We start from the raw sequence: 19391 nt of genomic DNA, 5'->3' as shown, positions 1-19391 counted from the left end.
GCCGGCACGCGCCCGCGCACGGGGCGCCGTCGCGCGTAACGCGGAAGCTCAGCGCGCAGGCGGGATGGCCCGTGCCACCTGGCCGGCGGCCACCCGCACCAGCGAGCGCGGCCGCCAGGGCAACGCCAGGCGCTCAGCGGCCAGGCGCTCGAGCGCGCTGCGGCGCAGGGCCCAGGGCTGGTCGGTGCTGGTGTCACGCAGCAGCCAGAGATCGGCGACCGGATCGACCCACAGCACCTGCAGCAAGCGCCAGTCGCCATGCAGGTAGATGCGCACCCGGTGGCCGGGGTGCAGGTCAGGGGCGGACGGTGTGGGCAGCGGTTCGTCGCTCATCAACTCGGCCGGCACGGTGTCGAGGTTGCCGACGTCGATGGGCGGGTCGCCGCCGTCGGCGGTCGACCGCAAGCGCTCGATGTCGGGGCGCGCGGCGGCGATGCTTTGTTCGAGCAGGTGCCGATCGAAGGCCATCAGGCGGCCGGTGGCCCAGTCGAAACGCGCCGCGTCGGCGTTGCCGTCGGCGACGAGGTGGTCGATCAACTGGCGGCAGTGCGACAGACAACGCTCTGCGGCGCTGGCCGGCACGCTGTCGATGACGAAGGCCAGCACGTCCATGAAGCGCCAGACCGGGTGGTCGTAGGCCTGCAGCATGCCGGTGTCGCGCAGGGCCACGCGCAAGGCCGACGGCTGAAGGCGCAGCAACAGCGACACCGTGGACGGCGACAGCCGGGTGTCGGACTGGATCGCGTCGAACAGGCGTGATAACAGCTCGATCAGACGTTGGTCAATCGCCGCCTCACTGGGCGACAGGGTCGGCGGCCGGGCGGTGGCCCGGGCCGGCACCGGCTCGTCGAGTGGCATCGGCAGACTGTCGCGGATCTCCTCGAGGGACTCGGACGCCTGGGCTGGGTACAAGGTACCGCCGCGGCTGGTGACGCTGAGCACGATGGTGCGGTGCGCCGCGGGCTCGATGCCCTGGCCCTCCAGGCGACTGCAGGCGGCGGCGTAGCCCTGGCGCAGGGCCTTGGCCATCGGCTCGGCGGCGTCGCGCATGAACGCGGCCTGGCGCGCCCTGGGCATCGACACGCCCTGGACGCCGGACCACAGCGCCCGCACGTAGGCCTCGGGCCTGAACGGATTGGTGTCTCGGGCGACGTTCACGTCGTCGACCAGCGCCGAGGTGTAGGCCTGCAGTTCGCGCAACTCGAACTCGGCGGCCGACTTGATGCGTTCGACGGCCCGCGACACCTCGATGTCGGCACTGATCTCGTCGTCGCCGATCAACGAAAGTTCGAGGCGGGCCGGCGCGGCTGTGGCCGGCGCAGCTCGCCGGGGTGCTGGCGTGCCGGTGATTTCGGCGGACACCTGCGCACGCAGCCCCAGCATCGCGTCGCGCACGACCTCGCGCCGGTGGTTGTGCAGCGCACGCACCTCGTCGGCATCCCAGCGCGACGAGGCCGGCGAGGCGCGGCGCCATTGCTCGAGCACGGCGTCGACCACCGTGTCGAAGGCCAGCGGTGCACGCAACAACTCGTCGTCGACGAAATCTTGGAGGCTGGGCCGGGTTTTCATGGGCGCTAAGGGACAGCGCTGGAATTATGGTGCGCCAGCCGTCGACCTGTAGCCATGAAAAAAGCCGCCCGAAGGCGGCTTTCCTTGGTCGATGCCGGTGGCCGAAGCCGCCAGCGTCGGACCGCGCGACATCACATGTCCATGCCCATGCCGCCCATGCCGCCCATGCCACCAGGCATGCCACCGGCGCCGGACTCTTCCTTGGGCGCTTCGGCGACCATGCACTCGGTCGTCAGCATCAGGCCGGCCACGGAGGCGGCGTTCTGCAGCGCGGTGCGGGTGACCTTGGTCGGGTCCAGGATGCCCATTTCGATCATGTCGCCATAGGTGCCGTTGGCGGCGTTGAAGCCGTAGTTGCCCTTGCCTTCCATGACCTTGTTGATGACCACGCTCGGCTCGTCGCCGGCGTTGGCGACGATCTCGCGCAGCGGCTGCTCGATCGCGCGCAGCACGATCTTGATGCCGGCGTCCTGGTCGTGGTTGTCACCCTTGATGGTGCCAGCCGACTGACGGGCGCGCAGCAGCGCCACGCCGCCACCGGCCACGATGCCTTCTTCCACCGCGGCACGCGTGGCGTGCAGGGCGTCTTCGACACGCGCCTTCTTTTCCTTCATCTCGACTTCGGTGGCGGCACCGACCTTGATGACGGCCACACCACCGGCCAGCTTGGCCACGCGCTCTTGCAGCTTCTCGCGGTCGTAGTCGCTGGTGGCTTCCTCGATCTGCACGCGGATCTGCTTGACGCGGGCTTCGATGTCGGCTGCGGCACCGGCGCCGTCGATCAGCGTGGTGTTTTCCTTGCCGATCTCGACGCGCTTGGCCTGGCCCAGGTCGGCCAGCGTGACCTTCTCGAGCGTCAGGCCGACTTCCTCGGCGATGACCTTGCCGCCGGTCAGGATGGCGATGTCTTCCAGCATGGCCTTGCGGCGGTCGCCGAAGCCCGGGGCCTTGACGGCGCAGACCTTCAGGATGCCGCGGATGGTGTTGACCACCAACGTGGCCAGGGCCTCACCCTCGACTTCTTCGGCCACGATCAGCAGCGGACGGCCGGCCTTGGCCACCTGCTCCAGCGTGGGCAGCAGGTCGCGGATGTTGCTGATCTTCTTGTCGAAGAGCAGGACAAACGGGTTGTCCAGGATCGCCGACTGCTTCTCGGGGTTGTTGATGAAGTAGGGCGACAGGTAGCCGCGGTCGAACTGCATGCCTTCGACGACGTCGAGCTCGCTGTTCAGGCTCTTGCCGTCTTCGACGGTGATGACGCCTTCCTTGCCGACCTTGTCCATCGCCTGGGCGATGATGGTGCCGACTTCGTCGTCGCTGTTGGCCGAGATGGTGCCGACCTGGGCGATTTCCTTGCTCGTCGTCGTGGCCTTCGACTGCTTCTTCAACTCGGCGACCAGGGCGATGACCGCCTTGTCGATGCCGCGCTTCAGGTCCATCGGGTTCATGCCGGCGGCGACGTACTTCATGCCTTCGCGCACGATCGACTGGGCCAGCACGGTGGCGGTGGTGGTGCCGTCGCCGGCGATGTCGGATGTCTTGGAAGCGACTTCCTTGACCATCTGCGCGCCCATGTTCTGGAGCTTGTCCTTCAGCTCGATTTCCTTGGCCACCGAGACACCGTCCTTGGTGACGGTGGGGGCGCCGAACGAACGCTCGAGGACGACGTTGCGGCCCTTGGGACCAAGCGTGACCTTGACCGCGTTGGCCAGGATGTTCACGCCTTCGACCATGCGGTGACGGGCGTCAGCGCCAAAGATGACGTCTTTTGCTGCCATGTGTATCTCTCCGGATTCAGTGTGGTTGGATGGGGGCGGGGGAGAATTACTTCTCGACCACGGCGAAGAGGTCTTCTTCGCGCATCACCAGGAGTTCGTCGCCATCGACCTTGACGGTCTGGCCGCTGTACTTGCCGAACAGGACGCGGTCGCCGACCTTGATGTTCAGGACCACGAAGTCGCCCTTGTCGTTGCGCTTGCCGGGTCCAACCGCCAGCACTTCACCCTGGTCGGGCTTCTCGGCGGCGTTGTCGGGGATGACGATGCCCGAGGCGGTCTTGGTTTCCTGTTCCAGGCGCTTGACGATCACGCGATCGTGCAACGGACGAAGTTTCATCACATCTCCTTTGATGTCGAAATCAGCTGTGGCAAGCAGATGCTCGAAAGCGAGCACCCATTCACTTGTAGATTGACCGCCCCGGCAGAACTGCCCGGCGGTTGTTAGCACTCCAACCCGTCGAGTGCTAGCAAACTGATTATAGGGGCCGTCGCGCGATCTTCAAGGGGGGGTGGAGTACGCCGACAGCAGACGGCCTGTGGGAACGCCGAAGGGCGGCGGTCGACGCGGTGCGTCAGTTGGCGGGGCCGTCGTCCTCGTCAGCCGGCGGCTTGGCGGCCACGCGGTAGCGTTCGCTGGCCCAGGCGCCCAGGTCGACGCTCCGGCAGCGCTGGCTGCAGAAGGGGCGCCATGGGTTGTCGGGTGCAAACCGCGTCAGCGTCTGGCAGGTGGGGCAGGGCACCATGGGCGCCTTGGGCGCGGGGGCGTCGGTCATGGCGGCTCGCCGGCGGGTCAGGCGCACAGTGTCAATTCGAACGGCACCGTCTCGGTCACCGTGCGGAGGCGGCCTTCGGCATCGCCGCGCATGACTCGCACGGACACCATCAGGCGATGGCCGCTGATCTCAGGCACCAGGCCGAGTTCGCCGTCGATGCGCAGGCGCAAGAGCTGGTAGGCCTTGCCCTGCGGCAAGCTTTGCTGGTAGTGGCCGCCGACCGCCATCACCTTGTGCGGGGAGCCTGTCTCGCGCAGCAGGCGCAGCAGCATCTTCAGTGCGTGGGCCAGCGGCATCAGCGTAGACGTCCAACCCTGAAGGTCAATGCGCCGCTGGCCGCTGTCCAGTTGTTGCCATGCGTAGTACGCCGGCAGGTCGAACTCACAGGTGCCGCCCGGAATGCTGATGCGGCTGCGCACCGCCATCAGCCACTCGTTGCCGGACAGCGACTGGCCCGCCTTGCCAGTCTGCAGGTTCAGCGCGGAAAAACAGCGATCGATGTCACCGATGGCCGCGTCGAGTGCAGTCTGCGAGACCTGCGGGTTGCTGCGGTAGGCCATGAACTGGCTGCGGTGGCGTTCAAGGTCTTTCAGCAGGTCCGACTTGAGGTCGGCGCGCGACGCCACGTCGATGATCTCGAACATCGTCACCAGGGCGAAATGGTGATCGACCGGCTCGTCGCGTGCCAGCATCACGCCGAGGCGGTCGAACAGGTGCTCCAGCCTGAGCATCGTGCGGATGCTCTCGTTGAACGGGTACTCGTACAGAACCAAGGCGGGATCCCTCTTCAGCCTGCCGGACGCGATGAGGATCGGCCGACGACCGGGATTGTTTCACAGCGCCGAGTCGTGCCCGAACCAATGCGCCCAAAGCCGCTCGACCTGCAGGCGGAGTTCGTCGATCGACAGGCCGTCGTTGTGGATCACCGCATCGGCCATCGCCCTGCGCCGCTCTCGCGTGGCTTGCTGGGCGATCACGCTGCGCACCTGGGTTTCGTCCCAGCCCGATCGGGCCATGACGCGGCGCACCTGGGTGTCGGTGGGGCAGTCGACCACCACGAGGCGGTCGCAACGCTCGCGCCAGTGGCTGGACTCCGTCATCAAGGGCACGTCGAAGACAACCACGCCGGCGGCCTCGTTGGCCTGCCGCATGGCTTCCAGGCCGATCATGGGATGGAGGATCGCTTCGAGCCGGCGCTTGGCGCTGGGATCGGAGAACACGATCTCGCGCATCCGGGCGCGGTCGAGGGCGCCATCGGCTCCGACAAGGCCGTGGCCGAAGGCCTCTGCCACCGCGTCCATGGCCCGGCCCGAGGGGCCGGTGAGTGCACGTGCGATCGCGTCGGTGTCGACCAGGGTGGCCCCCAGGGCCACCAGCATCGAGCCGACGGTGCTCTTGCCACTGCCGATGCCGCCAGTCAGACCCAGGCGATCGGGTCCAGGCCGCCGGATCAGGTCTGCAGGAACCACTTGGCCAATGCGGCGCCGAAGAACAGCGCGGAGATCCCACCGCCGGCCAGGTAAGGGCCGAACGGGATCGGTATGCTCCGCTCGTGTCCGCGTGCGGCAATCATGAAGATGCCCACGGCAGCACCCACCACCGACGACAGCAGGATGATCGCGGGCAGGGCCTGCCAGCCGAGCAGGGCGCCCAGCCCGGAGAGGAGCTTGAAATCGCCTTCGGCCATGCCGTCGACGTGTCGCACGGCTTTGTAGAGCGCAGCGACCGCCCACAGCGCGAAGTAGCCGAAGAAGGCCCCGAGCGCGGCATCCGGAAGGGACACCGGAATCCACTGCTGCCAGGCGGCGACGATGCCCAGGCCGATCAGCGGCAGCGTCAGGTCGTCCGGCAGCAAGGTAGTGTCGAGGTCGATCAACGCCGCGGCAACGATCATCGCGCCGGCCACGCAGTACACCACCGTTGCCGCGCCGGGGCCGAACTTGATCGCGATGGCCGCGAACAGCGCCCCGGTGAGCGCCTCCACCAGGGGGTACCGCGCCGAGATCCGGGTGCCGCAGGCCGAGCAGCGCCCCCGCAGGCGCAGCCAACCGAGCACGGGGATGTTCTCGTGCCAGGCGATGCCATGGCCGCAACTGGGGCAGCGCGAGCGCGGCTTCGACAGGCTGAGCGCGGGCAGGCGTTGCAGGTCGGCCTCGAGCGACCGCCCCACGGCCGCCAACTGCCCGATCGGCCCTTTGGCCGGACCCAGCACGCGGGCCATCGCCTGGTCGTCCTGCAGGTACTGCGCGGCATCGGTTAGCCACTGTCGCTCGAGCATCACCGGCTTGCGGTGAATGACCACGTTCAGGAAGCTGCCGATCATCAACCCCAGCACAGCCAGGGCTGGCGGCGACAGCAGCCAGTCGATCGCTTCGGGCGCCATCGGGTTCAGACCACGGCGCCGAGCTTGAAGATCGGGAGGTACATCGCGATGACGATGCCGCCGATCATGACCCCCAGGATCACGATGATGATGGGCTCCATCAGGCTGGACAGGCCCTTGACCATGTCGTCGACCTCTTCTTCGTAGAACTCGGCCGCCTTGGACAACATGTGATCGAGGGAGCCGGCCTCTTCGCCGATGGAGGTCATCTGCAGCACCATGTTCGGAAAGACACCTGTCGACTGCATGGCGGTGGTCAGCGACGAGCCCGTCGACACGTCACGCTGGATCTGTTGAGTGGCTTGCGCGTACACGGCATTGCCCGACGCGCCGCCGACCGAGTCGAGCGCTTCGACCAGGGGAACGCCAGCGGCGAACATCGTGGACAGCGTGCGTGTCCAGCGGGCGATGACGGCCTTGTCGATCAGCGAGCCGAAGATCGGGATCTTGAGCAGCAGGCGGTCCATGAACGTCTGCATCTTCTCGGACCGCTTCCAGCTCTCGAAGAAGAAGTAGCCGCCACCGATCAGGATGCCGAAGACGATCCACCAGTAGGCGACGAAGAACTCGGACAGCGCGATGACGAACAGCGTCGGTGCCGGCAGGTCGGCACCGAAGGACTTGAACACGTCCTTGAATGCCGGAATGACCTTGATCATGATGACCACGAGCACCAGGAAAGCGACGACGATGACCGAAATCGGGTACATCAACGCCGACTTGATCTTGCTCTTCAGTGCCAGCGACTTTTCGAGGTAGATCGCCAGGCGCTCGAGCAAAGCCTCCAGAATGCCCGCGGCCTCACCGGCCTCGATCAGATTGCAATACAGCGCGTCGAAGTGCATCGGGTGCTTGCGGAACGCCGCCGACAGGCTGGTGCCGGTCTCGACGTCGGAGCGGATGTCGTTGAGCAGGCGCGTCAACCGGGGATTGGTCGCGCCCCGGCCGACGATGTCGAACGACTGCAGCAAGGGCACGCCGGCCTTCATCATCGTGGCGAGCTGCCGCGTGAACAGGGCGATGTCCTTCTGCTTGACCGAACTGCCGCCGCTGGTGCGGCGCTTCTTGACCTTGGTGAGCAGGATGCCCTGCCGGCGCAAGCTGGCGCTGACGGCTGCCTCGCCGCCGGCACGGAGCTCTCCGCGCACGATCTTCCCGTTCTTGTCTCGGCCCTCCCACTCGAAGACCATCTCCTTGACACTTCTCGCGGCTGCAGCAGTCGCCATGGCTTTCGGACTCCAGTCTTCTGTCAGCAATCCACCCGGGTCGTACGGGTGGTCATTCGTTGGTGACGGCGATCACCTCTTCGAGGGTCGTCATGCCCGCCCGCACCTTGATCAGGCCGGACTGGCGCAGGTCGCGCACACCGTCTTTCTTGGCTTGTTCGGCGATGTCCATGGCCGACCCTTCGGCCAGGATGATGCGCTGCTGTGCTTCGGTGATCGGCATCACCTGGTACAGGCCCACGCGCCCCTTGTAGCCGCTGTTGCATGCGGAGCAGCCGACCGCACGGTAGGGCTTCCAGGAGCCATCCAGGTCTTCGGGCTTGAAGCCTGCCCGCAGCAGGGCCTCGCGGGGGTAGTCGGCGGGCTGCCGGCACATCTCGCACAGGCGCCTTGCCAGCCGCTGCGCGGTGATCAGGATGACGCTCGAGGCGATGTTGAACGGGGCGACGCCCATGTTCAGCAACCGGGTCAGGGTGGCGGGCGCATCGTTGGTGTGCAGTGTGGACATCACCATGTGGCCGGTCTGCGCGGCCTTGATCGCGATGTCGGCCGTCTCGAGGTCACGGATTTCGCCGACCATGATGATGTCCGGATCCTGGCGCAGGAACGAGCGCAAGGCGGCCGCGAAAGTCAGCCCTGCCCGGTCGTTCACGTTGACCTGGTTGATGCCGGGCAAGTTGATTTCGGCCGGGTCCTCGACGGTGGAGATGTTGACACCGGGCTGGTTGAGGATGTTCAGGCAGGTGTACAGCGAGACGGTCTTGCCCGAGCCCGTCGGGCCGGTGACCAGGATCATGCCGTACGGTCGCCCAATGGCGAGCATCAGCCGTTCCTTCTCGATCTTCTCGTAGCCGAGTGCCTCGATGCCCAGCTTGGCGCTGGAGGGGTCGAGGATCCGGATCACGATCTTTTCGCCGAACAGCGTAGGCAGCGTGGAAATCCGGAAGTCGATGGCCTTGGTACCGAACTTCAGCTTCATCCGGCCGTCCTGCGGGACGCGCTTCTCGGCGATGTCCAGGCGGCTGATGACCTTGATGCGCGAGGCCAGCTTGTCCTTGATGGCCACCGGGGGCTGGGTGATCTCGCGCAACTCGCCATCGACGCGGAACCGCACGCGGTACGTGCTCTCGTAAGGCTCGAAGTGCAGGTCGGAGGCGCGCATGTTGATCGCGTCGATCAGCATCTTCTGCAAGAAGCGCACGACCGGAGCGTCCTCGACCTCGGTGGCGACCTCGGCGCTCTCCTGGTTCGGATCTTCCTCGGTGACGTCGAACTCGAAATCCCCGCTGGTGATGTTCTCCAGCGTTTCGGCCGCGGTGGTGCCTTGGGCCTCGAGAATGCGGGCGAGCTTGTCGTATTCGACGATGACCCATTCCGGGGTCAGCTGCGTGGCGAACTTGATGCGCTCGGTGGCCTCCTGGTCGGTGGGGTCGGCGCCACCAATGAAGAGCCTGTTGCCCCTGCGGCCCAGCACCACGACCTGGTATTGCTGCGCCAGCTTGCCGTCGATCACGCCCTTGGGCATGCGCTCGGCGTCGACCGCGTTCAGGTCCAGCAGCGGCAGAGCCAGCGAGGCCGACAAGGTGTGCGCCAGGTCGCTGGGAGACACGGCTCCCGACGCGATGACGGCAGACACGAACCCGATTTTTCGTTCGAGGGCAGACTTGGACAGGTCCTCTGCCGCCTTGCTCGACAGCCGCCCAGCGTGCACGAGCACGCGGGCCACGCCGGAGAGGGCTGATTGGGGCGAGGTTTCGACCAGGGTATCCACAGAGGATTCGAGCAGCGACAACAAAAAAAGGGGATCAAATCATGATCCCCCATCCAAGTGGCACTGTAAACCCGAACAGACGATTGATCCGGCGCTAGTTCACGAGCCGTTACGGCTGCGTTGCCGGCGCGCCATGCGCGCTCGGCCGGATGATCACCGTGAAATCCTGGTCGGGGTGAGAGGATTCGAACCTCCGGCCTCTACGTCCCGAACGTAGCGCTCTACCAGGCTAAGCTACACCCCGATGGAAAGGCCCCTTCCGGGGCCTTCATCGCCCGGTCAAGAAGACCTCTCTACCGAGCGAACGCATAATTCTAGCAGAGCTTCGCGGGCAGGTCCGTCTGGCAACGTGCAGATGCTGTCACGGGCCTTTGCCGCTTCGATGCGGGCCGCGTCGCGCGTGGCCTGAATGGCACCGACTCGCCTCACGATCGCAATGATTTCCGCGAGCCGCTCGCTTTCGCCATGCTCGATGGCGTGGCGGATGAGCTGCCGCTCGTCCGGCGTGCCGCGTTCCATGGCCAGCAGCAGGGGAAGGGTGGGTTTGCCTTCGCGCAGGTCGTCGCCGACGTTCTTGCCCAGGGCGGTGGTGTCGCCCTCGTAGTCGAGCAGGTCGTCGACCAGTTGAAACGCGGTGCCCAGGGCGCGGCCGAAGTTGGCGCACGAGCGCTCCACGTCCGCGGGCGCGTCAGCCAGCACGGCACCGAGTTGCGCGCTCGCCTCGAACAGCTTCGCCGTCTTGAACCGAATGACGCGCAGGTAATCGTCGACCGACAGGTCGGCGTCGTGCATGTTCATCAACTGCAGGACTTCACCTTCGGCGATGACATTGGTGGCATCGGCGAGCACGTCCAGCACGCGCAACCGGCCCGCACTGACCATCATCTGAAAGGCGCGGGAGTAGAGGAAGTCGCCGACCAGCACGCTGGCGGCGTTGCCGAACAGCGCGTTCGCGGTCTTGCGGCCTCGCCGAAGGTCGGATTCGTCGACCACGTCGTCGTGGAGCAGCGTCGCGGTGTGGATGAACTCGACCGTGGCGGCCAGTTCGTATTTCTCCTGACCGTTGAATCCAAGCGCAGCGGCGGTCAGCAGCACCAGGCGCGGTCGGATGCGTTTGCCACCGGCGCTGACGATGTAGTGCGAGATCTGATTGATCAGCACCACTTCGGACGCCAGGCGGCGCCGAATCACATCGTCCACCCGCTGCATCTCGGCGGCCATCGGGTCGGCGGCGGCCGAGGCGGTTGCGGTGGGGTCGGTCACGGGGGGCGTGGGGTTAAAGATGAGCGAAATTATAGGGAGGCGCGCAGTGCGGCCAGGGGCTTCCTGCGCCAGTGCGATCCCGCCACTCAGGCGGTTTGAGCGGGTCGCCACGCATGCTACACTCCCGGGTTCTTTCGGCCATGCAGGTCGCGAGAGAGCAACAGCACTTTCAAAGAGGCACTTATGTACGCGCTCATAAAAACCGGTGGCAAGCAGTTCAAGGTTGCTGCCGGCGAAAAGATCAAGGTAGAACAGATAGCAGCGGACGTGGGCCAAGAGATCGTGATCGACCAGGTGCTTGCCATCGGCAACGGTGCAGACCTGACGATCGGGACGCCCTTGGTGGCCGGTGCTGCCGTGAAAGCCACGGTGGTGTCGCACGGCAAGCACGACAAGGTGCGCATCTTCAAGATGCGTCGCCGCAAGCACTATCAGCGGCATGGCGGTCACCGCCAGACCTACACCGAGCTGCAGATCAACGCCGTGAGCGTCTGATCCGCCACCTGAATTCAAGGAGTTCTGCACCATGGCACAGAAAAAAGGCGGCGGCTCAACCCGCAACGGCCGCGATTCGCAACCCAAGATGCTGGGCGTCAAGGTCTTCGGTGGCCAGACCGTCCCGGCCGGCTCGATCATCGTGCGCCAGCGCGGCACGCGTTTCCACGCCGGCGACAATGTCGGCATGGGCCGCGACCACACGCTGTTCGCGTTGGTCGACGGCGAGGTGTCGTTCGCCGTCAAGGGTTCGATGAACCGGCAGACGGTGTTCGTGAAGCCGGTCTGACGTTCACGTCTCCCAGGCCTTCCTCGAAGCCCCGGCCTGCCGGGGCTTCTGTGTTTGAGGGCTCCCACCGAGGATCCACGCCATGAAGTTCGTCGACGAAGCCACCATCGATGTTGCGGCCGGCAGCGGCGGCGCCGGCTGCATGAGCTTCCGGCGCGAGAAGTTCATCCCGTTCGGCGGACCCAACGGCGGCGACGGCGGCCGCGGGGGCAGCGTCTATGCGGTGGCCGATCGCAATCTCAACACGCTGATCGACTTCCGCTACGCGCGCCGCCACGAGGCCCGCCATGGTGAGCATGGCCGCGGCTCCGACCAGTACGGTGCCGCCTCGGAAGACATCGTGCTGCGCATGCCGGTGGGCACCATCGTCAAGGACTTCGAGACCGGCGAGGTCATTGCCGAGTTGCTGGTGCCCGACGAGCGCGTGCTGCTCGCCAAGGGCGGAGACGGTGGTTTCGGCAACCTGCACTTCAAGAGCAGCACCAACCGGGCGCCGCGCCAGAAGACGCCGGGCTGGCCAGGCGAGCAGAAGAAGCTGAAGCTCGAACTGCGTGTGCTGGCCGATGTCGGACTGCTGGGCATGCCCAATGCCGGCAAGTCCACGCTGATCACCGCGATCTCGAACGCCCGGCCCAAGATCGCCGACTACCCGTTCACCACGCTGCATCCCAACCTCGGCGTCGTGCGCGCCGGCCCGGAGCGCAGCTTCGTGGTCGCCGACATCCCGGGCCTGATCGAAGGGGCGTCGGAGGGGGCGGGTCTGGGCCATCAGTTCCTGCGTCACCTGCAACGCACGCGCCTGCTGCTGCATGTGGTCGATCTGGCACCGTTCGACGATGCCGTCGATCCCGTGGCGCAGGCCAAGGCCATCGTGAAGGAACTGCGCAAGTACGATGAGGCGCTGTATCAGAAGCCGCGCTGGCTGGTGCTGAACAAGCTCGACATGGTGCCGGAAGAAGAGCGCGAGGCCCGTGTGAAGGACTTCGTCAAGCGCCTGCGCTGGAAGGGGCCGGTCTTCCAGATTTCGGCCCTTGCGCACACCGGGCTCGACCCGATGGTGCAGGCGATCTACGAGCACGTGGCCGCCGCCAAGGTGGTGCTGCCCCCTGAGGTCGATCCCCGCTTCGACACGCCGGTCGGGGTGGCCGATGCCTGAGGCGCTGAAGTCGGCCCGGCGCATCGTCGTCAAGGTGGGGTCGAGCCTGGTCACCAACGAGGGCCGGGGCATCGACGCCGACGCCGTGGGCAACTGGTGTCGCCAGCTGGCGGCGCTGGCCCGCGAGGGCCGCGAGGTGGTGATGGTGTCCAGCGGCGCCATCGCCGAAGGCATGAAACGCCTGGGCTGGAGCACCCGCCCGACCGAACTGCACGAGTTGCAGGCCGCGGCCGCGGTCGGCCAGATGGGCCTGGCCCAGATGTACGAGACGCAGTTGTCCCGGCACGGCATGGGCAGCGCGCAGGTGTTGCTCACGCACGCCGACCTGGCCGACCGCGAGCGCTACCTCAATGCGCGTTCGACGCTGCTGACGCTGCTGTCGCTGAAGGTGATCCCGGTGATCAACGAGAACGACACCGTGGTCAACGACGAGATCAAGTTCGGCGACAACGACACGCTGGGTGCGCTGGTGGCCAACCTGGTCGAGGCCGACGCACTGGTCATCCTGACCGACCAGCGCGGCTTGTATTCCGCCGATCCGCGCAAGGATCCGCAGGCCCGCTTCATCGACACCGCCAGGGCAGGAGATCCGGCCCTCGAGCAGATGGCCGGCGGCGCCGGCTCGTCCATCGGGCGTGGGGGCATGATCACCAAGGTGCTGGCGGCCCGACGGGCTGCGGGCAGCGGGGCCAGCACCGTCATCGCCTGGGGCCGCGAGCCCGACGTGCTGTTGCGGCTGGCCGCCGGCGAATCCATCGGCACCGCGCTGCTGGCCGGGACCGCCAAGCAGGCGGCGCGCAAGCAGTGGATGGTCGACCACCTGCAATTGCGCGGCGCGGTCGTGGTCGACGACGGGGCGGCGCACAAGGTCTGCGACGAGGGCAAGAGCCTTCTGCCGATCGGTGTCACCGAAGTCGACGGCGAGTTCCACCGCGGCGACGTGATCGCGGTGCGCACGGCCGCGGGACGCGAGATCGCACGGGGTCTGGCGAATTACTCGTCGACGGAAGCCCGGCTGATCGCCCGCAAGCCATCGTCGCAGATCGCCGGACTGCTGGGCTTCGCCAACGAGGCCGAACTCATCCACCGCGACAACCTGGTCCTGACCTGACGTCCTGACCAGGCCCGTGCCGCCGCGGCGCGGGCCTCAGCCGCGCCGCAGTTCGAATCGCTGGATCAGTCTTCCAGTTCGGCCTTGGCCATCTCGATGTCGAGACGCTCCATCGCGTCGGCGGCCTGGCACTCGGCGGCCTGGGCATAGAGCTTCTCGGCTTCCTTCATGCGCTTGTCCCCTTCGAGCATCACCAGCCCGTTGGCGTACTCGATCATCGCGATGGCACTGGCCGGGTTGAGCTTGAGCGCCTGCTGGAACATCTTCAGCCCCGTGGCGGTGTCCGCCCCCTGCGTCTTGCCCAGCAACTTGCCGACCTTGTCGATGACCTCGGCATGGAAGGTGCCCAGCGCGATGTGCGCGTCGGCATGCTTGGGCGAGAGCTTGATGGTGGTCTCGAGCGCGGTCTTGACCTTGGCGCCCAGCCCCTGGGCCAGCGCCTTGGCCACGCTGATGCCCTGGCTGTAGCGCCCCAGCGCATAGGCCATCCAGTAGTGCGCATTGGCATTCTTGGGGTCTTCGGCGGCCTGGGCTTCGGCGCGCTCGGCGATCTCCTGGAACATCGCGAGCTTGGTCTTCTCGCTCTTCTCCAGGTAGTTGGCGTAGATGGCCTGAGCCTTGTTGGCCACCGTGATGCCGGCGGCTCCGGCCTTGAGTCCGGCCTCGCAGGCCTTCTGGAACTCGCCGGCATGGAACAGCGCCCAGGCCGCCAGCACCTTGTCGTCCTTCGGCAGCGGCTCGGCGTCACCCGCGTGCAACCGGCCCCAGGCCTTCTTCAGCGCGGCCGCGTCTAGGCTGTAGTCAGTGTCGTCGTAGGGAAATGCGGTCCACTTGGCCATTGTTCGTCTCCTGGTTGTCGTTGGCATCACTCGCCGTTGCGATAGGCGCCGGCGATCTGGAACAGGTGTTCTCGGGCGGCCGGCTCGAGGTAGGGCATCAGCAGGGTCAGCACATGGTAGGCACCGCGCGACAGGGCCGCCGCGGCGCTTTCGGGTTCGAGCGCCTTGCGCGGGTCGCGCACGTACTCGTAGCTCAGCCAGTAGGTGAGCACCACCACCATGGCGCTGGCCATCGGCTCGGCCTCGCGACGCTCGATGCGCACGGTGTTGCTGCGGGTGAGGCCGTCGAGCACCGTCTGCACCGCCTTCGACTTGTTCTTCAGCACGAACTGGAAGTGCGTCTCGAGGCGACGGTTCTTGCTGAGCAGGTCGTTCAGGTCGCGGTACAGGAACCGGTACTGCCAGATGAGCTCGAACAGCATGTGGAAGAAGAGCCAGGCATCCTCGACGTTGCGCACGTTGTCGGCGGCATGCAGCAACTCATTGAGTCCGCGCTCGTAGCGGTCGAACAGCGAATTGATCAGTTCGTCCTTGGCCGGGTAGTGGTAGTACAGGTTGCCCGGGCTGATGTTCAGCTCGGCCGAGATCAGCGTGGTGCTGACGTTGGGCTCGCCGAACCGATTGAACAGGTCGAGCGAGACCTCCAGGATGCGCTCGGCGGTGCGGCGCGGTTTCTTGGCTTGTGGCTGCATGGGCGATGTGGATGCCATCGGCGAATCTAGCACCAAGGTGACCCTGGTCGACCGAGCGCTCTCCCTACAATCGACGTCCATGCCCGCCATCAGCTTCCAGGACGTTGCCAAGACCTACACCGGGGCCCGCGGCACCTTCAAGGCACTGGACGGCGTGTCCTTCGACATCGCGCAGGGCGAATTCTTCGGTCTGCTCGGTCCCAACGGGGCAGGCAAGACCACCCTGATCAGCATCCTCGCGGGCCTGGTGCGTGCCACCGCCGGCCGCGTGACGGTGATGGGCCACGAGGTGGTGGCGGACTTCGCCGCCGCTCGCCGCGCGCTGGGCATCGTGCCGCAGGAACTGGTGTTCGACCCCTTCTTCTCGGTGCGCGAGACGCTGCGCATCCAGAGCGGCTACTTCGGCGTGCGCCACAACGACGACTGGATCGACGAACTGCTGACCGAACTCGGCTTGGCGGACAAGGCCGGCGCCAACATGCGGCAACTGTCGGGCGGCATGAAGCGGCGCGTGCTGGTGGCGCAGGCGCTGGTGCATCGGCCGCCGGTCATCGTGCTGGACGAGCCCACCGCCGGTGTGGACGTCGAGCTTCGCCAGACCCTCTGGGCTTTCATCGCCCGGCTCAACCGCGATGGCCACACCGTGCTGCTGACCACCCACTACCTCGAAGAGGCCGAGGCGCTGTGCCATCGCATCGGCATGCTCAAGCAGGGCAAGCTCGTGGCGCTGGACCGCACCGCGGCGCTGCTGGCCGGCACCACCAGCACGATGCTGCGCTTCAAGACCGACCAGGCGCTGCCGCCCGCCATCGCTGCGCAAGCGCGGGTCACCGGCCGCATCGTGCAGCTCAAGGCGCGCGATGCCGAGGCGGTCGAGCGTGCGCTGGCCACCGTGCGCGAGGCCGGCGTGCACATCGAGGACCTCGAGATCGGCCGCGCCGACCTCGAGGATGTGTTCCTCGAGATCATGCAGGGTGGTCGGTCGTTGGAGGTGTCCGCGTGATGCTCTCGGGTGCCCGCACGCTGTTCTACAAGGAAGTCCTGCGGTTCTGGAAGGTCGCCTTCCAGACCGTGGCCGCGCCAGTGCTCACGGCCGTGATGTACCTGCTGATCTTCGGCCATGTGCTCGAAGACCGCGTGCAGGTCTTCCAGGGCGTGGGCTACACCAGTTTCCTGATCCCGGGCCTGGTGATGATGAGCGTGCTGCAGAACAGCTTCGCCAACAGCTCGTCGAGCCTGATCCAGAGCAAGGTCACCGGCAACCTGGTGTTCCTGCTCGTCACCCCGCTGTCGCACTGGGCCTGGTTCGCCGCCTACGTGGGCGCCAGCATCGTGCGGGGCCTGGTCGTGGGCCTGGGCGTGTTCCTGGTGACGGTGTGGTTCGCGCCGCCATCCCTGGTCCAGCCGCTGTGGATCGTCGTGTTTGCCGCGCTGGGCGCCGGCATGCTGGGCTCTCTGGGGCTGATCGCCGGGCTGTGGGCCGAGAAGTTCGATCAGCTGGCCGCCTTCCAGAACTTCATCATCATGCCGATGACCTTCCTGTCGGGGGTCTTCTACTCGGTGCATTCGCTGCCCGGCATGTGGCAGGCGGTGAGCCACCTGAACCCGTTCTTCTACATGATCGACGGGTTCCGGCACGGCTTCTTCGGCGTCAGCGACGTCTCGCCCTGGCTGAGCCTGGCGGTGGTGGGGGCCAGCTTCGTGGTGGTCGCCGGGGCGGCGCTTCGCCTGCTGGCCAGCGGCTACAAGCTGCGGCAATGAGATAATTCGGGCCATCATGCCCGATCCCACTGCTGCCGACGTGCGCGGCTTCATCGCCGCCGGCCTGAATTGCGACCACCTCGAAGTCGATGGTGATGGCCAGCACTTCTTCGCCACCATCGTGTCGGACCAGTTCGAGGGCCTGTCGCGCGTGGCGCGCCACCAGCGGGTCTACGCGGCCCTCGGCGATAGAATGCGCGCCCAGATCCACGCGCTGTCGATGAAGACGCTCACCCCTGCCGAATGGGCTGCCGCGCCGGCAGCGCCGCAGCAATCGCACCACTGACCCACCGCGGCCACGGGCTGCGGTAGGCGGGTGGCGTGCTCCTGCGCCACGGTCTGCCCCGGCGCGTGACCCAGCCCAGGCCCAGCCCATGGACAAACTCCTTATCCGCGGCGGCCGCCGATTGCACGGCAGCGTGCAGGTTTCGGGCGCCAAGAATGCCGCCCTGCCCGAGTTGTGCGCGGCGCTGCTCGTGCCCGGACCGGTGACGCTGCACAACGTGCCGCAATTGCAGGACGTGTCCACCGCACTGAAGCTGCTGCGCAACATGGGCGTCAAGGCCGAGCGCTCGGCCAGCCAGCCCGACGCAGTGACGATCGACGCCACGGCAGTGACCACGCCCGAGGCGCCGTACGACCTGGTGAAGACCATGCGCGCGTCGATCCTGGTGCTGGGGCCGCTGCTGGCGCGCTTCGGCCGTGCCACGGTGTCGCTGCCGGGCGGTTGTGCCATCGGTTCGAGGCCGGTCGACCAGCACATCAAGGGCCTGCAGGCCATGGGTGCCGACATCAAGGTCGAGCACGGCTACATCATCGCGCACGCCCGGCGGCTGAAGGGCGCGCGCATCACCACCGACATGGTCACCGTCACCGGCACCGAGAACCTGCTGATGGCCGCCACGCTGGCCGAGGGCGAGACGGTGCTCGAGAACGCCGCGCTGGAACCCGAGATCCCCGACCTGGCCGAGTTGTTGATCTCGATGGGGGCCCGCATCGAGGGACACGGCAGCGGCCGCATCCGCATCCACGGCGTCGAGCAACTGCATGCGCCGGCCCAGCCGCACCGCATCATCCCCGACCGCATCGAGGCCGGCACCTTCCTCTGTGCCGTGGCCGCCACGGGGGGCGACGTGCTGGTCGAAGGCGCCCGCGCCGAGCACCTGGATGCCGTCATCGACAAGCTGCGCGAGGCGGGTGTGTCCATCGAAGCCGGCGACGGCTGGGTGCGCGTGCGCGCCGACCGGCGGCCCAGGGCCGTGGGCTTCAGAACCAGCGAATACCCCGCCTTTCCCACCGACATGCAGGCGCAGTTCATGGCGGTGGACTGCATCGCCGAGGGCGCGGCCAAGATCAGCGAGACGATCTTCGAGAACCGCTACATGCACGTCAACGAACTGGTGCGCCTGGGCGCGCAGATCGCCGTGGACGGCAAGACGGCGGTGGTCACCGGTGTGCCGCAACTGTCGGGCGCCACGGTCATGGCCACCGACCTGCGTGCGTCGGCCAGCCTGGTCATCGCCGGCCTGGTGGCGCAGGGCGAGACAGTGGTCGACCGCATCTACCACCTCGACCGCGGCTACGACCGCATGGAAGCCAAGCTGCGCGGCATTGGCGCGGACATCGAGAGGTTGAAGTGAACCGCACCGTCACGCTCGCACTGTCCAAGGGCCGCATCTTCGACGAGACGCTGCCGCTGCTGCGGGCTGCCGGCATCGAGGTGACCGAAGACCCCGACAAGAGCCGCAAGCTCATCCTCGCCACCAGCCGGCCGGAGGTGCGCGTGGTGCTGGTGCGTGCCACCGACGTGCCCACCTACGTGGAGCATGGCGGCGCCGACCTGGGCGTGGTCGGGCTCGACACGCTGCTCGAGCATGGCGGCGCCGGCCTGTACCAGCCTCTCGACCTGAAGATCGCGCGCTGCCGCATGAGCGTGGCCGTGCGAGCCGACTTCGACTACCAGGCCGCGGTGAAGCAGGGCTCGCGCATCCGCGTGGCCAGCAAGTACACGCAGATCGCCCGCCAGCACTTTGCCGACAAGGGCGTGCACGTCGACCTGATCAAGCTCTATGGGTCGATGGAACTGGCCCCGCTCACCGGCCTGGCCGATGCCATCGTCGACCTGGTGTCCACCGGCAGCACGCTGAAGGCCAACCACCTGGTGGAGGTCGAGCGCATCATGGACATCAGTTCCCGCCTGGTGGTGAATCAGGCCGCGCTCAAGCTCAAGCGCGAGCCCATTCGCCACCTCATCGACGCCTTTGCCGGCGCCGTGGCCTGACCTG

Annotated in this window: 21 protein-coding genes and 1 tRNA gene; 9 read left to right on the top strand and 13 right to left on the bottom strand. The window is 66.7% G+C overall.

Annotation, left to right across the window (positions count from 1 at the left end; translation table 11 throughout):
• Positions 1–48 precede the first annotated feature (48 nt).
• From EOINJALH_RS22545 to ispB, 11 genes are all read right to left on the bottom strand, one after another.
• Complete coding sequence (locus EOINJALH_RS22545) at positions 49–1569, bottom strand: DUF1631 family protein (protein ID WP_088284334.1); 1521 nt, start codon at positions 1567–1569, stop codon at positions 49–51.
• Positions 1570–1700: 131 nt separating this feature from the next.
• Entirely contained in the window at positions 1701–3347 is a 1647-nt protein-coding gene (gene groL / locus EOINJALH_RS22540; protein ID WP_088284332.1) for a chaperonin GroEL, read from the bottom strand.
• A gap of 46 nt (positions 3348–3393) precedes the next feature.
• Positions 3394–3684: a co-chaperone GroES gene (gene groES, locus EOINJALH_RS22535; RefSeq protein WP_088284330.1), complete on the bottom strand. Its 291-nt coding sequence runs from the start codon at positions 3682–3684 to the stop codon at positions 3394–3396.
• A 235-nt stretch (positions 3685–3919) separates the two neighbouring features.
• Complete coding sequence (locus EOINJALH_RS22530; protein ID WP_088284328.1) at positions 3920–4120, bottom strand: DNA gyrase inhibitor YacG; 201 nt, start codon at positions 4118–4120, stop codon at positions 3920–3922.
• A 17-nt stretch (positions 4121–4137) separates the two neighbouring features.
• Positions 4138–4893, bottom strand: a complete 756-nt coding sequence (zapD, locus tag EOINJALH_RS22525; RefSeq protein WP_088284326.1) for a cell division protein ZapD — start codon at positions 4891–4893, stop codon at positions 4138–4140.
• A 60-nt stretch (positions 4894–4953) separates the two neighbouring features.
• The gene (gene coaE, locus EOINJALH_RS22520) at positions 4954–5589 is read right to left on the bottom strand and encodes a dephospho-CoA kinase (RefSeq protein ID WP_255407135.1); all 636 of its coding nucleotides are present in this window, start codon (positions 5587–5589) and stop codon (positions 4954–4956) included.
• A complete protein-coding gene (locus EOINJALH_RS22515; RefSeq protein WP_088284324.1) occupies positions 5571–6503 on the bottom strand; it encodes an A24 family peptidase in 933 nt (310 codons plus the stop codon). Before EOINJALH_RS22515 ends, coaE begins: the two co-directional genes overlap by 19 nt.
• A 5-nt stretch (positions 6504–6508) precedes the next feature.
• On the bottom strand, positions 6509–7729 hold the full coding sequence (locus tag EOINJALH_RS22510; RefSeq protein WP_088284322.1) for a type II secretion system F family protein: 1221 nt from the start codon (positions 7727–7729) through the stop codon (positions 6509–6511).
• A gap of 52 nt (positions 7730–7781) precedes the next feature.
• Positions 7782–9500, bottom strand: a complete 1719-nt coding sequence (gene pilB / locus EOINJALH_RS22505) for a type IV-A pilus assembly ATPase PilB (RefSeq protein ID WP_199873455.1) — start codon at positions 9498–9500, stop codon at positions 7782–7784.
• Positions 9501–9667: 167 nt separating this feature from the next.
• Positions 9668–9744 (bottom strand) — tRNA-Pro (locus EOINJALH_RS22500).
• A gap of 35 nt (positions 9745–9779) precedes the next feature.
• Entirely contained in the window at positions 9780–10763 is a 984-nt protein-coding gene (ispB, locus tag EOINJALH_RS22495) for an octaprenyl diphosphate synthase (RefSeq protein WP_404872788.1), read from the bottom strand.
• Positions 10764–10946: 183 nt separating this feature from the next.
• Between ispB and rplU the strand changes: the two genes are divergently transcribed.
• From rplU to proB, 4 genes are all read left to right on the top strand, one after another.
• Positions 10947–11258, top strand: a complete 312-nt coding sequence (gene rplU, locus EOINJALH_RS22490; RefSeq protein ID WP_088284320.1) for a 50S ribosomal protein L21 — start codon at positions 10947–10949, stop codon at positions 11256–11258.
• Between the two features lie 31 nt (positions 11259–11289).
• Positions 11290–11547, top strand: a complete 258-nt coding sequence (rpmA, locus tag EOINJALH_RS22485) for a 50S ribosomal protein L27 (protein ID WP_088284318.1) — start codon at positions 11290–11292, stop codon at positions 11545–11547.
• A gap of 82 nt (positions 11548–11629) precedes the next feature.
• On the top strand, positions 11630–12703 hold the full coding sequence (gene cgtA, locus EOINJALH_RS22480; RefSeq protein WP_088284316.1) for an Obg family GTPase CgtA: 1074 nt from the start codon (positions 11630–11632) through the stop codon (positions 12701–12703).
• Positions 12696–13814, top strand: coding sequence for a glutamate 5-kinase (gene proB / locus EOINJALH_RS22475; RefSeq protein ID WP_088284314.1), 1119 nt, complete (start codon positions 12696–12698; stop codon positions 13812–13814). Before cgtA ends, proB begins: the two co-directional genes overlap by 8 nt.
• Positions 13815–13879: 65 nt before the next feature.
• On the opposite strand, the gene EOINJALH_RS22470 is transcribed toward proB, so the two are convergent.
• Positions 13880–14653, bottom strand: coding sequence for a hypothetical protein (locus tag EOINJALH_RS22470; protein WP_088284312.1), 774 nt, complete (start codon positions 14651–14653; stop codon positions 13880–13882).
• Positions 14654–14679: 26 nt separating this feature from the next.
• Entirely contained in the window at positions 14680–15345 is a 666-nt protein-coding gene (locus EOINJALH_RS22465) for a TetR/AcrR family transcriptional regulator (RefSeq protein ID WP_088284310.1), read from the bottom strand.
• Between the two features lie 79 nt (positions 15346–15424).
• Between EOINJALH_RS22465 and EOINJALH_RS22460 the strand changes: the two genes are divergently transcribed.
• The 5 genes from EOINJALH_RS22460 to hisG all read left to right on the top strand — a co-directional run bounded on the left by EOINJALH_RS22460 (position 15425) and on the right by hisG (position 19387).
• Positions 15425–16348: an ABC transporter ATP-binding protein gene (locus EOINJALH_RS22460; RefSeq protein WP_088284308.1), complete on the top strand. Its 924-nt coding sequence runs from the start codon at positions 15425–15427 to the stop codon at positions 16346–16348.
• Complete coding sequence (locus tag EOINJALH_RS22455) at positions 16348–17106, top strand: ABC transporter permease (RefSeq protein WP_088284306.1); 759 nt, start codon at positions 16348–16350, stop codon at positions 17104–17106. Before EOINJALH_RS22460 ends, EOINJALH_RS22455 begins: the two co-directional genes overlap by 1 nt.
• Positions 17107–17122: 16 nt before the next feature.
• Positions 17123–17392 carry a BolA family protein gene (locus EOINJALH_RS22450; protein ID WP_088284304.1) on the top strand — a complete coding sequence of 90 codons (270 nt, stop codon included), beginning with the start codon at positions 17123–17125 and terminating at the stop codon, positions 17390–17392.
• A gap of 88 nt (positions 17393–17480) precedes the next feature.
• Entirely contained in the window at positions 17481–18746 is a 1266-nt protein-coding gene (gene murA, locus EOINJALH_RS22445) for a UDP-N-acetylglucosamine 1-carboxyvinyltransferase (protein WP_088284302.1), read from the top strand.
• Positions 18743–19387, top strand: coding sequence for an ATP phosphoribosyltransferase (gene hisG, locus EOINJALH_RS22440; protein ID WP_088284300.1), 645 nt, complete (start codon positions 18743–18745; stop codon positions 19385–19387). Before murA ends, hisG begins: the two co-directional genes overlap by 4 nt.
• Positions 19388–19391 lie beyond the last annotated feature (4 nt).

Origin of the sequence: Ideonella sp. A 288, assembly GCF_002198735.1 — a bacterium.
Classification (GTDB): Bacteria; Pseudomonadota; Gammaproteobacteria; order Burkholderiales; family Burkholderiaceae_C; genus Pseudaquabacterium.
The sequence above is the reverse complement of the archived record's forward strand: the minus strand, read 5'-3'. Positions and strand labels throughout refer to the sequence as shown.

Coding starts and splice junctions, on each gene's coding strand:
- EOINJALH_RS22545 (WP_088284334.1), bottom strand. CDS start 1,569: ATGAAAACCCGGCCCAGCCTCCAAGATTTCGTCGACGACGAGTTGTTG.
- groL (WP_088284332.1), bottom strand. CDS start 3,347: ATGGCAGCAAAAGACGTCATCTTTGGCGCTGACGCCCGTCACCGCATG.
- groES (WP_088284330.1), bottom strand. CDS start 3,684: ATGAAACTTCGTCCGTTGCACGATCGCGTGATCGTCAAGCGCCTGGAA.
- EOINJALH_RS22530 (WP_088284328.1), bottom strand. CDS start 4,120: ATGACCGACGCCCCCGCGCCCAAGGCGCCCATGGTGCCCTGCCCCACC.
- EOINJALH_RS22515 (WP_088284324.1), bottom strand. CDS start 6,503: ATGGCGCCCGAAGCGATCGACTGGCTGCTGTCGCCGCCAGCCCTGGCT.
- EOINJALH_RS22510 (WP_088284322.1), bottom strand. CDS start 7,729: ATGGCGACTGCTGCAGCCGCGAGAAGTGTCAAGGAGATGGTCTTCGAG.
- rplU (WP_088284320.1), top strand. CDS start 10,947: ATGTACGCGCTCATAAAAACCGGTGGCAAGCAGTTCAAGGTTGCTGCC.
- rpmA (WP_088284318.1), top strand. CDS start 11,290: ATGGCACAGAAAAAAGGCGGCGGCTCAACCCGCAACGGCCGCGATTCG.
- cgtA (WP_088284316.1), top strand. CDS start 11,630: ATGAAGTTCGTCGACGAAGCCACCATCGATGTTGCGGCCGGCAGCGGC.
- proB (WP_088284314.1), top strand. CDS start 12,696: ATGCCTGAGGCGCTGAAGTCGGCCCGGCGCATCGTCGTCAAGGTGGGG.
- EOINJALH_RS22470 (WP_088284312.1), bottom strand. CDS start 14,653: ATGGCCAAGTGGACCGCATTTCCCTACGACGACACTGACTACAGCCTA.
- EOINJALH_RS22465 (WP_088284310.1), bottom strand. CDS start 15,345: ATGCAGCCACAAGCCAAGAAACCGCGCCGCACCGCCGAGCGCATCCTG.
- EOINJALH_RS22460 (WP_088284308.1), top strand. CDS start 15,425: ATGCCCGCCATCAGCTTCCAGGACGTTGCCAAGACCTACACCGGGGCC.
- EOINJALH_RS22455 (WP_088284306.1), top strand. CDS start 16,348: ATGCTCTCGGGTGCCCGCACGCTGTTCTACAAGGAAGTCCTGCGGTTC.
- EOINJALH_RS22450 (WP_088284304.1), top strand. CDS start 17,123: ATGCCCGATCCCACTGCTGCCGACGTGCGCGGCTTCATCGCCGCCGGC.
- murA (WP_088284302.1), top strand. CDS start 17,481: ATGGACAAACTCCTTATCCGCGGCGGCCGCCGATTGCACGGCAGCGTG.